The sequence below is a fragment of the Mycobacterium sp. 1274756.6 genome (assembly GCF_001668625.1).
Lineage (GTDB): Bacteria > Actinomycetota > Actinomycetes > Mycobacteriales > Mycobacteriaceae > Mycobacterium.
Genome location: NZ_LZLJ01000016.1, coordinates 89,184 through 100,916 on the forward strand (window position 1 = coordinate 89,184; position 11,733 = coordinate 100,916).

Consider the following 11,733-nt stretch of genomic DNA (forward strand, 5'->3'; position numbering starts at 1 on the left):
CTGGCGTGGAGGACACGAGAAACCCACCGGTGGTCATCTTCGGCGGGCGCAGCGAGATCGGCGTCGAGCTGGCCGGCCTGCTGGCGCCGGGCGCGACGGTGGTGCTGGCCGCCCGCAACGCCGACCGGCTCGACCCGCAGGTGGCCGCGGTGCGCGCCGCCGGCGCCGCCGCGGTGCACACCGTCGAGTTCGACGCCGACGACCTCGCCGGGCACGGGCCGCTGGTCGCCGAGCTGGTCGCCGAGCACGGGCCGTTGGGCACCGCGGTGCTGGCGTTCGGGGTCCTCGGCGACCAGGCCCGGGCCGAAACCGACGCCGCGCACGCGGTGGCGATCGTGCACACCGACTACGTCGCCCAGATCAGCCTGCTCACCCACCTGGCCGTCACCATGCGCGCGGCCGGGCGAGGCGCGCTGGTGGTGTTCTCCTCGGTGGCCGGGGTGCGGGTGCGGCGGGCCAACTACGTCTACGGCTCGGCCAAAGCCGGCCTGGACGGGTTCGCCGGCGGGCTCGCCGACGCCCTGCACGGCAGCGGGGTGCACCTGCTGGTCGCCCGACCCGGCTTCGTCGTCGGCCGGATGACCGAGGGGATGACCCCGGCGCCGCTGTCGAGCACCCCGCGGCAGGTCGCCGCCGCGACCGCCCGCGCGCTGGCCCGCCGCCGTCACACGGTGTGGATCCCGTGGGCACTGCGCCCGCTATTCGCCGGGATGCGGCTGTTGCCCCGTGCGGTGTGGCGGAGGCTGCCGCGGTGAGCCGGATCGTGGTGATCGGCATCGGTGCCGACGGGATGGGCGGCCTGGCCGAGCGATCCCGTACCGAATTGCGCTCCGCCACCGTGGTTTACGGGTCGGACCGGCAACTCGGGCTGCTCGACGGCACGGTTGCGGCGGACCGGCGGAGCTGGCCGTCGCCGCTGCTGGAGGCGCTGCCCGCGCTGCTCGACCAGCCGCACGACGTGCACGTGCTCGCCAGCGGCGACCCGCTGCTGCACGGCATCGGCGTCACCGTCATCCGGCTGTTCGGCCCGCAGCGGGTCACGGTGCTGCCGCACGTGTCGTCCCCGGCGCTGGCCTGCGCCCGGCTGGGCTGGAGCGTCGCCGACACCGAGGTCATCAGCCTGGTGAGCGCGCCGCCGCACACCGCGGTGCGGCGCGGCGGGCGGGCGATCGTGCTCTCCCGCGGCCGGTCCAGCCCGCCGCAGCTCGCCGCGCTGCTGTGCGAGCACGGCCGCGCCGACTCGCAACTCAGCGTTTTCGAGCAACTCGGCGGACCGGCCGAACGCCGCCGCGACGGCACCGCCCGGGAGTGGGCCGGCGCCGCCGAGTCCGACCTCGACGACCTCAACGTCATCGCCGTGCGCTACCTGCCGGACGAGGCCGGTGTCCACCTGCCCGACAGCGCGTTCGAAACCACCGGCCAGCTGACCAAATACGGCATCCGCGCGGTCACGCTGGCCGCGCTGGCCCCGCGGCCGGGCGAGCGGCTGTGGGACGTCGGGTCGGGATCGGGCAGCATCGCGGTGTCGTGGGCCCGCAGCGCGCCGGGGTGCACCGCGGTGGCGTTCGAACACGACGAGGCCCGCCGCCGCGACATCGCGCGCAACGCGGCCGGCGCCGGCGCCCGGGTCGAGGTGCGCGGTGCCGCGCCGGAGGCCTTCGGCGGCGCCGCCGCCCCCGCCGCGGTGTTCATCGGCGGCGGCCTGACCACACCGGGGCTGCTCGAGGGTTGTCTGCAGGCCCTGCCCGCCGGCGGCAGGCTGGTCGCCAACACGGTCACCGTCGAGTCCGAAGCCGTTCTGTTGCAGGCGTATTCGCAACACGGAGGGGTGTTGCGACGGCTGGAGCACCACCGGGTGGAACCGCTGGGGGCGTTCCGCGGCTGGCTGCCGCACCGCCCGGTGACCCAGTGGGAGCTGACCCGATGACCGTGTACTTCATCGGCGCCGGACCCGGCGCCGCCGACCTGATCACCGTCCGCGGCCAGCGGCTGCTGGCCGCCTGCCCGGTCTGCCTGCACCCCGGATCGATCATGTCCGACGACCTGCTGGCGTTCTGCCCGCCCGACGCCCGCATCGTCGACACCGGCCCGCTGACCCTCGACGAGATCATCGCCGAGATCACCGCCGCCGCCGCGGCGGGCCACGACGTCGCCCGGCTGCACTCCGGGGATCCGTCGCTCTACAGCGCGGTCGCCGAACAGTGCCGCCGCCTCGACGCGGCCGGCGTCGACTACCAGATCGTGCCCGGCGTCCCGGCCTTCGCCGCCGCCGCAGCGGAACTCGGGCGCGAACTCACCGTGCCGGGCGTGGCGCAGACGGTGACCCTGACCCGGGTCGCCACCCTGTCGACCGCCATGCCCGCCGGCGAGGAACTCACCGCGCTGGCCAAACCGGGCGCCACCTTGGTGCTGCACCTGGCCGCCGCCCAGATCGACACGATCGTGCCGCAGCTGCTGGCCGGCGGCTACCGTCCCGACACCCCGGCGGCGGTGGTCGCGTTCGCCAGCCGCCCGCAGCAGACGGTGCGGCGCGGCACCCTGGCCGACATCGCCGAGCAGATGCACGCCGCCAACATCACCAAGACCGCGGTGATCTTCGTCGGCGACGCGCTGGCGGCCGCCGGCTTCACCGACAGCTACCTGTACTCGGCCGGGCGGCGGCGGGGGAGCGGCCCGTGAAGGTCCTATTGCTCGGCGGCACCGGGGAGGCCCGCGAACTGGCCGCCGCGCTGCAACCCGACATCGAGGTGATCAGCTCCCTGGCCGGCCGGGTGCCCGACCCGGCGCTGCCGGTCGGGGCGGTGCGCATCGGCGGGTTCGGCGGGGCCGAAGGACTGCGCTGCTGGCTGGCCGAGTCCGCCGTGGACGCCGTGGTCGACGCCACCCACCCGTTCGCCGCCACGATCACCGCCAACGCCGCCGCGGCCTGCACCGAGCTGGGGCTGCCGCACCTGGTGCTGGCCCGGCCGGCCTGGCCCACCGACGGGGCCATCCCGGTGGCGTCGAATCGGGGGGCCGCCGAGGTCATCGCCGAGCACGGCTACCGGCGGGTGTTCCTGACCACCGGGCGCTCCAGCGTCACGGCGTTCACCGGCGTCGACGCCTGGTTCCTCATCCGGGTGGTCACCGCGCCGGAGCCCGGCGCGCTGCCGGCCCGACATCGGCTGCTGCTCTCCCGGGGCCCCTACGGCTACCCGGAGGAGGCCGCGCTGCTGGCCGAACACCGCATCGACGTGCTGGTCACCAAGAACAGCGGCGGGCAGATGACCCGCGCGAAACTGACCGCCGCCGCCGATCACGACATCCCGGTGGTCATGGTGCAGCGGCCCGCCCTGCCCGCCGGCGTCGACACCGCGCCGGATGCCGCGCGGGCCGCCGCATGGGTGCGCCGGCTGGCCGCTACCCGGTGAGTTCGTCGGAATCCGGGTCGGCCAGCAGGGCATCGCGGGCCCGGGCCACCCGGGACCGGATGGTGCCCACCGCGCAGCCGCAGACCGCGGCGGCATCGGCGTAGGACAGCCCGAGCAGCTGGGTGAGCAGCAGCGCCTCGCGCTGGTCGGGGGAGAGATCGGCGATCATCGCGGTGACCTCGACGACGTCTTCGAAGCCGCGGCTGGTGTGCGCCCGGTCGGCCAGCTGCGCCGGATCGGCGCCATACGCCGAGCGGGGCCGCGACCGGTTGTGGCGGATGTGGTCGGCGACCACCCGCCGCGCGATCGACAACAGCCAGGTGCGGGCGCTGGACCGGCCGGAGAACCGTTCGATGGCGCCGATCGCGCGCAGGAAGGTCTCCTGGGTGAGATCGTCGGCGCTGCCCACGTCGGCGAGGTAGGCGACGAACCGCCACACGTCCTGCTGGGTGGCGCGGATGAAGGCCTCCAACGCGCGGCTGTTGCGCCCGGCGGCGGCCAGCGCCAGCGCCGTCACGGCCTCGTCGTCGTTGCGCGCGGTCATCGCGGCCAGTCTACGACGCGCAGTCGTAGGTCAGTGCGGGGTGTGGTCATGCCGCCGCCCGGTTCACCGGCCGCAGGTGATCCCGCCGCCCCGGCTCCGGCCACGGGACCGGCGGGTCGGCCTCGGCGGTCCCGCGATCGCGCCGCGGCGCCCCGAACCGGTCGCGCACCACCAGCAGCACGAAGACCAGCCCGAACAGGATCGGGATGTGGCTCAGCGCCCGGGAGGCGGTCACCTGCCCGGTCACCGCGTCGACCACGACATAGCCCAGCAGCGCCACCGTGTACGCGCCGGTGATCGCGGCCACCCCGACCGCGGCGACCGTCCAGATCCCCGCCGCGATCATCGCCACCCCGAGGGCGACCAGCCAGGCGGTGGACTCGTGCAGCAGGTGCGCGCCGGTCGCCGCGCCGTGCCCCTCGGTGTGCACCATCCCGAAGTCCAGCCCGGCGATCTGCGCGGCCGCCAACACCAGCTGCCCGACCCCGATAACGATCAGCGCACCGCGCCACCACAGCGCCGCGGTGCCGGCCGCGCGGGCGCGCGCACCGGCGAGGATCTGCTCGGTGAGGTCCGGGCCGCGCGGCGGGCCGGCCACCGCGATATCGCGGGTCTGCGCCGCCGCCGCGATCAGCCACTCCCGGCAGCCCCGGCAGCCGCGCAGGTGGGCGTCGAGCTGGTGGCCCAGCACCGGCTGGGCCTCGCCGTCCAGACGCGCCGAGAGTGCTTCACGCGCGACCTCGCAATTCACCACCTCATCCTGACAAATCGACCTCGGCGGACAAAACCCCGCACCGCCGGGAACTAACCCGGCCCGCGATCCGACTACTCATCTGACGGCGCCTACCGGGCAGGCCGCCGCGAGCTGACGGAAAAAGGGGGTGCCGGTCGCGATGATCGCGCCGATCTGGCTGGCCTCACCCCCCGAGGTTCATTCCGCGCTGCTCAGCTCCGGGCCCGGAGCGGGCCCGCTGGTCGCAGCCGGGTCGGCGTGGGCGCAGCTGGCCGCCGAGTACACCGCCGCGGCCGAGGAACTCACCGCCGACCTGGCCGCCGTACACGCGGGCGCCTGGCAGGGCCCCACCGCCGCGCGCTACCTGGCCGCCCACGGCCCCTACCTGGCCTGGCTGGCCGAGAGCGCCGCCAAGAGCAGCGTCGCCGCCGCCGCGCACCAGACCGCGGCAGGCGCGCACAGCGCGGCCCTGGCCACCATGCCCACCCTGGCCGAACTCGCCGCCAACCACGCCCTCCACGCCGCGCTGGTCGCCACCAACTTCTTCGGGATCAACACCATCCCGATCGCGGTCAACGAGGCCGACTACGTGCGGATGTGGGTACAGGCCGCCGAGACCATGGCCGGCTACCAGGTGGTAGCCCAGACCGCACTGGCCACGGTGGCGCCAACCATCCCGGCCCCCCCGATCGTGGCGCCCGGCGCGGAGGCCGCCGCCGCGGCAACCGCCGGCACCGACGGGGCCGGCGCGGGCCGGTCCGGCGAGGCGGGAGCGCACCTGCGGGCCGCCGACACCACCGCTGACAGCCAGGCCGCCACCGGCTGGGAGCAACAGATCAAAGACCTGCTGACCAACATCAACATGGGGGTGCTCGACCCGGTGGCCAAGCAGCTGTGGAAGCTGCTCGGGGTGGACGGGTATCCGCTGCCCGCCTACGAGACGGCGACCCAGTTCGCCCAGCTGTTCGGCATGATCCCGGGGATGTCGCCGGTGCTCGCCGGCGCGCTGGGCTGGTCGGCCTACCACACCCTGATGCTGATCTGGCCGATGGGACAGATCGCGGTGCAGCTGGCGATCCCGGTGCTGGTCGGCGCCGCACCGCTGCTCGCCGGGGCGATGGTGGGGTCCGCCGGGGTGGCTGGCATGGCGGGTGCGGCCGGCCTGTCGGGGCTGGCGGGCATCGGCGCCCCCGCGGAGTTGCCGGTGGCCGTCGGCGGCGTCGCACCCGCCGGGGTCGCGGGCGGGCCGGCGCCGAGCGCCATGACATCGGCGGGAAGCGCTTCGGCCGGCACCGCGCCGGCCGGGGCGCCCGCACCCGGGGCGGCGGCGACGGCGCCCGGACCGGGCGGGGGCGGGCCGGGCGCCGGGTTCGGGCCCACCGCCGCGGAGGGCACCGGCGCGCCGATGAGTGATCCGCTGTTCGTGGCAACGGCGAGCGCACTGTCGGCGCAGCGGTCGGCCGGCAGCCGCCGCGCCGCCCGGCGGTCCGCGGCGGAGGGCGCCGAAACCGACGCCCCCAACCCGGCGCAGGCCGGCGCGGCGCTGCGCAGCCGGATGAGACACCGGCGCCGGCGTCCGGGCGTGGCCACCGAACGCGGCTACCGCTACGAGTTCCTCGACGCCGAGTCGCTCGCCGACCCGGCGCCTCCCGAACCGGCCGGGGTGGCGGCCTCGACGCGAAGCGCGGGCGCGTTCGGGTTCGCCGGGGTGGCCGCAACCGACCGGGCATCGTCGGCGGTCGGCCTGATCACCGTCGACGACGAGGACGACATCAGGGTGCCGATGCTGCCGGGAAGTTGGCGCGGCTAACCCGGATAGCGCCGGGGGGTGAACACCCGATCCGCCGAATCCTGGGCGTACCACTGCGTTCGGGACGATCCCACGATCAGCAGGCAGCGCATGTCGACGGCCGCCGGATCCAGGTCGCCCAACCGCACCACGCTCACCTGCTCGGCCGGGCCGGACACGTCCCGCCCGATCACCACCGGAGTCTCGGGGGAGCGGTGCTCCAACAACAGTTCCCGCATCGCGCCGACCTGCCAGGTGCGGCTTTTGGAGGCCGGGTTGTAGATCGCCAACACCAGATCCGCGGCGGCGGCCGCGCTGATCCGGGCGGCGATCACCTCCCACGGTTTGAGCCGGTCGGACAGCGAAAGCACGGCGTAGTCGTGGCCCAGCGGCGCACCGACCCGGCTGGCCACCGCCTGCGCCGCGGTCATCGCCGGCACCACCTGCACCGTCACCCCCGGCCACTGCCGGGCCTCCTCGAGCACGGCGGCGCCCATCGCGAACACGCCCGGGTCCCCGGAGGACACCACCGCCACCGTGTGGCCCTGCTCGGCCAGCTCACAGGCCAGCCGGGCGCGTTTGGGCTCGTCGGTGTTGTCGCTGGGGTGGCGCCGCTGACCGTCGCGGGTGGGCACCCGGTCCAGGTAGGGGCCGTACCCGATCAGGTCGGTGGCGGCGGCCAGCACCCGCCGGCTCTCCGGGGTCATCCAGTCGGCGCTGCCCGGCCCCAACCCGACCACGGTGACCATGCCGGTGGTCGTGCGGCGGCGCCGTCCGCCGGGCAGCAACGCCAGCGAGAAGTACGGCACGTCGGCGGGGTCGACGTCGGCGGCCGGCAGCACCCGCTGCGCCGCGGTGGAGGCCCGCTCCACGTAGTAGGCGTCGTCGAGTTGCCCGGTGCGCGACAGCGCCTCCCGCACCGCCGGGTAGGAGCGACCCAGTTTGAGGATCACCGCGGCGTCGACGTCGGCGAGCCGGCGGCTCAACTCGGTGACGCCCATGGTGCCCGGCAACACCGACAGCACCTCCTCGCCGGCCACCAGCGGGGTCGCCAACGCCGCCGAGGCGGCGCTGATCGAGGTCACCCCGGGCACAATGACCGCGTTGAAACGCTCGGTGAGTCGGGTGTGCAGGTGCATGTAGGAGCTGTAGAACAGCGGGTCGCCTTCGGCGAGCAGCGCCACGTCGCGCCCGGCGGCCAGATGAGCGGCGATCCGGTCGGCCGCCGAGCGGTAGAAATCCGCCATCGCGCCGGCGTAGCCGCCCGGGTGGTCGACGGTCTCGGTGGTCACCGGGTAGACCAGGTGCTCCTCGAGCTGGCCGGGGCGCAGGTAGGGCTCGGCGATCCCGCGCGCGATGCTGCGGCCGTGCCGCGCGCTGTGGTAGGCGACGACGTCGGCGGCGGCGATGATGCGCGCCGCCTTCATCGTCACCAGCTCGGGGTCGCCGGGGCCCAGGCCGACCCCGAACAGCGTGCCGGGCGCGCTCATTCGGCGCTGCTCGCGATCGCGTTGACGGCGGCGGCGGCCATCGCGCTGCCGCCGCGCCGGCCGCGCACCACCAGGTAGGCCAGTCCGCGCGGGCGGTCGATGAGCTCCTGTTTGGACTGCGCCGAGCCGACGAAGCCGACCGGCCCGCCCAGCACCGCGGCCGGGGCGGGGGCGCCCTCGTCGAGCAACTCCAGCAGCCGGAACAGCGCGGTCGGGGCGTTGCCGATGGCCAGCACGGCCCCGCCGAGACGGTCCGCCCACAGCTCCACCCCGGCTGCCGAACGGGTGGTGGCCGACTGGTGGGCGCGTTCGGCGGCCTGCGGGTCGGCGACCAGCGACACCACCGCGTTGTCCGCGGGCAGCCGCGACCGGGTGATGCCGGCCGCCACCATCGAGGAGTCGCAGAGCACCGGCGCACCGGCGGCCAGCGCCGCGTGCGCCCGGGTCACCACGTCGTCGGTGTAGGCGATGTGGTCGACCAGGTCGACCTGTCCGCAGGTGTGGATCAGTCGCACCACGACCCGGGCCACGTCGGCGGGGAACCGGGCCAGGTCCGCCTCGGCGCGGATCGTGGCGAACGACTGCCGGTAGATCTCGGCGGCATCGCGCAGGTAGTCCAGCACGCGCTCACCCTACGGCGTGAGCTCCCGGTATCCGTCCGCGGTGGCCACCAGCACCCGGGCGCCCGGTGGGCTGCCGCAGGCCCGCTCGCAGCCGACGAAGTGGCGATGGTCGTCCGCCGACTCGTCCAGGCGGGCGGCGGCGTCGGCGCGCACGTCGGCCGCGGATCGCGCGCACCCCGGGCTGCCGACACAGGCGCTGACGGTCAGCCACGGGGAGTGCGCGTCGAAGACCAGCCCGAGCGGCGCCAGCACCCGCACGACGGTGTCGGCGGCCGGCTCGTCGAGGTCGCAGATCAGCACCGAGCGCCACGGCGTCACCACCAGGGGAGCCTCGATCGCGGCGAGGTACTCGGCAACCCGGGCCGACAGCACCCCCAACGGCACCGCGGCGCCGAGGGTCACCCGCCCGTCGGTCTGGTCCAGCCAGCCGACCGGCGGCCGGGTCTGCGGCGCCCAGGTGGCGCCCGGCTCGGCAGTGATCTCCAGCCCGGTCAGCAGCGCCTCGGGTGCGGCCAGTTCGGTGATCCGCCAGGCGTCGCCGCGGACGGCGGCGAACCGGGCGGCGACCGCGGTCAGCGCGGGCACCGCCGCGGCACCCGGCAGGCGCACCCCGCTGTCCCGGCCGGCCAGCAGCAGCGCCGCGGTGTCGGGGCCGAGCCACAGCGCGGCGACATCGGGCCGTAGCCCGGCGACGTCACCGCGCCCGTCGTCCAGCCCGAACCAGAACCGGCCGGGCAGCTCGGCCAGCCGCGGCTCGGCCCGGATCGCGGTGTCCAACCGCGTCACGTGCGCGCGCAGGTCGACCGTTCCGCCGACCCGGCCGGTCAGCGGCGACGCGACGATGTTGCGGACCCGTTCGTGGCTGGCCGAGGGCAGCAGACCCGCGGCGGCCACCGCCTCGGCGACGGCCACGGGATCGGTGATGCCGCGCAGCTGAACATTCCCCCGGGAGGTGAGTTCGAGCGCCGGCGCGCCGAATTCGACGGCGGTGCGCGCCAGCGCCGCCAACTGCGCGGCGCTGATCTGCCCGCCGGGCAGCCGGATCCGGGCCAGGGCGCCGTCGGCGGCCGGATGGGTCTGCAGCGCGCCGGGGCAGGCGTCGGTGTCGCGGGCGCGGCTCATTCACCCAGCCTAAGGGCGTGCGCAGTGCCGTGCGCCCGGTGGCGGCGAAGCCGCCCGACGGGTTCTCACCCGAATGGATGAAACGTGGCATTCCTCTTTCTATTTCATCCATGCGGTTGAGGATGGGGCAGTGCCGGCGGTGGTTTTCTTTCGGTGAAAGCACACACACGAAAGGAACCCCGACGATGTTCAATGTGTTAGCCGCCCCATGGTTCGGCAGAATTCATTCGGCTGCAGTCGGCCACAAAAATGTGCCGGCCCCGCAAAAGCGACGGAGCGTTCCGCCGCGTGAGTCGGTGTTCATCCAGGACGCGAGAATGACTCGCGAGCTACGTCACCTCTGACCTCATCGTCGCCGTCATCGGCCCCGTCGTCGTTCTGGGCCGGATGGAGGCAGGGGCCGTGGTTGAGCAGCAACCGGACCAGTTCGGCCTGCCGGTGGGTGTCGGTCTTGTCGAAAACATGCTGCAGGTGGGTCTTCACCGTGGCCAACGAGACCGACAGGGTTTCGGCGATGGTCTTGAGGCCGTGCCCGCGCAGCACCATGACGGCGACCTCGGCTTCGCTTCGGGTCAGGCCGTAGAGTCGCCGTAACAAGCCGGCAGGCGGCAGCTGCTGCAGTTCGGGGTCGACGATGATGACCATCCGGCGCGGCGACCGGGTGAAATCCGGGACGGGCTGGGTCGTCGGAACGACATGGATGATGTACGAACGTTTCCCGGACGGGCGTGGGCACAAGAAGGATCCGGCCAGCTTCGCCGGATCGGCGCGCAGATATTCGGCTTCGACCCGGGCCAGTTGGCGCCGTAGCCCGTCATCGAGGCGCAACAGACCCTCGGCGGCGGAGTTCGCGTGCAGGATCCGTCCGCCGGCGGCGAGAATCACGACACCGTGCTGCAAGAACTCACCAGCCAGCGCCAGATCCCTGTTGTGACAGTCGAGTTCGTCGAGCTGCTCACGGGTGCGAAGGGCCTGGCGCAGGTGCGGCACTAGTTGCCGGAGCAGCGGGGCGCCCGACCCGGCGGCGGACACGCCGATGCTTTTCGGCACCTTGACCGCGATGCTGGTCGGTCCCGGTGTCGTGGTGAGGAGCGCGAAGTAGACCTCACGGAATCCGTTCGGCAGACACCAGTCCGCGTCGATCTCCGTCCTGCCGGGCCGCTCGACCAACTCGGCGCGGGTCCGCACCACCCCCACCGGCCCCGCCTCGACGGCCGCCATGAGCGGGTCGCGGCGGGCGTAATACCGGTTATAGGTGTCCGATATCGCCGCCGGCAGATTCGCGTGGGTGATTTGCCGGCCGAAGCCATTGAGCGGAGCCAATAGCGCCGTTTCCGAGTCACCGATCGTGTGTCCGATGTCGGTAACGACAGTCTCCCACAGCGCCGGTGTCAGAATCGTCGCATAAATCTCCGACACCAATCGGGAGAAGTCGTCGCTCATCGGATCAGGTCTGCAGTTTGGCCATTTTCGCGGTGTCGCCGAAAAGGTCGCTGCGCACGACCTTGCCCGCACCGTCGAATTTGAGCACCTGGGCGAACGGTGTCTGCGCGGTGCCCTTGGCGTTGGTGAACCGTTGGGTGCCCAGCACGATCACGTAGTCGTCGGCGGCCAGGTAGGTGCTGGGCTCGATCGTCACCTCCGACCAGTGGTCGGGGATGCGGGACATCATCTCCAGGATGGCGTCCGCGCCGTGCAGCTCGCCGCCCAGCGGTATCTCGTCGGAGGAGTACCAGGTGGCGTCGTGGGTGAAGAGGTCTTTCAGGCCGCCCATATCGCCGGCGCGGTACATCGCGTAGGCGCTCCTGGCGGTGTCGGTGTTCGACATGTCGGTTCCTCCTCGACGGTATCCAGATCCTGGTGCTTCGACTCTCCCGCTGCGGCCGGCGGGGCGATAGGGCAGCCGGTTACCCGTTTTCCGGCACGTCAGGGTGCGGGATTCTCAGCCGTTCGGATGAGGACGCCCCGCGACGGCAGCACCGGTTCGCCGGCCCGGGGGGTCAGCGGAGCCGGGCGGGAAAG

General features: G+C 73.7%; 12 protein-coding genes. 5 read left to right on the forward strand and 7 right to left on the reverse strand.

Translation table 11 applies throughout. The annotated features are described in order from the left end of the window. The first annotated feature begins 5 nt into the window (after positions 1-5). Genes A5643_RS02240 through A5643_RS02255 form a run of 4 tightly spaced genes read left to right on the forward strand, consistent with a single transcriptional unit; the run spans position 6 to position 3,410 of the window. On the forward strand, positions 6-755 hold the full coding sequence (locus A5643_RS02240; protein ID WP_066851498.1) for an SDR family NAD(P)-dependent oxidoreductase: 750 nt from the start codon (positions 6-8) through the stop codon (positions 753-755). Continuing rightward, the gene (gene cbiE, locus A5643_RS02245) at positions 752-1,927 is read left to right on the forward strand and encodes a precorrin-6y C5,15-methyltransferase (decarboxylating) subunit CbiE (protein ID WP_082948679.1); all 1,176 of its coding nucleotides are present in this window, start codon (positions 752-754) and stop codon (positions 1,925-1,927) included. Before A5643_RS02240 ends, cbiE begins: the two co-directional genes overlap by 4 nt. Beyond that, positions 1,924-2,679 carry a precorrin-4 C(11)-methyltransferase gene (gene cobM / locus A5643_RS02250; RefSeq protein ID WP_066851500.1) on the forward strand — a complete coding sequence of 252 codons (756 nt, stop codon included), beginning with the start codon at positions 1,924-1,926 and terminating at the stop codon, positions 2,677-2,679. The genes cbiE and cobM overlap by 4 nt, the downstream gene beginning before the upstream one ends. Beyond that, positions 2,676-3,410, forward strand: coding sequence for a cobalt-precorrin-6A reductase (locus A5643_RS02255; protein WP_066851501.1), 735 nt, complete (start codon positions 2,676-2,678; stop codon positions 3,408-3,410). Before cobM ends, A5643_RS02255 begins: the two co-directional genes overlap by 4 nt. On the opposite strand, the gene sigC is transcribed toward A5643_RS02255, so the two are convergent. Further along, the gene (gene sigC, locus A5643_RS02260) at positions 3,400-3,954 is read right to left on the reverse strand and encodes an RNA polymerase sigma factor SigC (protein WP_066851502.1); all 555 of its coding nucleotides are present in this window, start codon (positions 3,952-3,954) and stop codon (positions 3,400-3,402) included. The genes A5643_RS02255 and sigC overlap by 11 nt on opposite strands. A 46-nt stretch (positions 3,955-4,000) precedes the next feature. Beyond that, complete coding sequence (locus A5643_RS02265; protein ID WP_197497617.1) at positions 4,001-4,705, reverse strand: DUF2275 domain-containing protein; 705 nt, start codon at positions 4,703-4,705, stop codon at positions 4,001-4,003. A 142-nt stretch (positions 4,706-4,847) separates the two neighbouring features. Here A5643_RS02265 and A5643_RS02270 point away from each other — a divergent pair, with 142 nt between their 5' ends. Further along, a complete protein-coding gene (locus tag A5643_RS02270) occupies positions 4,848-6,497 on the forward strand; it encodes a PPE domain-containing protein (protein WP_066851597.1) in 1,650 nt (549 codons plus the stop codon). Here A5643_RS02270 and A5643_RS02275 read toward each other — a convergent pair. From A5643_RS02275 to A5643_RS02295, 5 genes are all read right to left on the reverse strand, one after another. Further along, entirely contained in the window at positions 6,494-7,966 is a 1,473-nt protein-coding gene (locus tag A5643_RS02275; protein ID WP_066851505.1) for a precorrin-2 C(20)-methyltransferase, read from the reverse strand. The two genes, A5643_RS02270 and A5643_RS02275, sit on opposite strands and share 4 nt — an antisense overlap. Continuing rightward, entirely contained in the window at positions 7,963-8,589 is a 627-nt protein-coding gene (locus A5643_RS02280; RefSeq protein WP_066851507.1) for a precorrin-8X methylmutase, read from the reverse strand. Before A5643_RS02280 ends, A5643_RS02275 begins: the two co-directional genes overlap by 4 nt. Before the next feature lie 9 nt (positions 8,590-8,598). Further along, entirely contained in the window at positions 8,599-9,711 is a 1,113-nt protein-coding gene (cobG, locus tag A5643_RS02285) for a precorrin-3B synthase (protein ID WP_066851509.1), read from the reverse strand. Positions 9,712-10,011: 300 nt separating this feature from the next. Further along, a complete protein-coding gene (locus tag A5643_RS02290; RefSeq protein WP_066851511.1) occupies positions 10,012-11,154 on the reverse strand; it encodes a helix-turn-helix transcriptional regulator in 1,143 nt (380 codons plus the stop codon). 4 nt (positions 11,155-11,158) lie between these two features. Continuing rightward, positions 11,159-11,539 carry a nuclear transport factor 2 family protein gene (locus tag A5643_RS02295; RefSeq protein WP_066851513.1) on the reverse strand — a complete coding sequence of 127 codons (381 nt, stop codon included), beginning with the start codon at positions 11,537-11,539 and terminating at the stop codon, positions 11,159-11,161. Between the last annotated feature and the right edge of the window lie 194 nt (positions 11,540-11,733).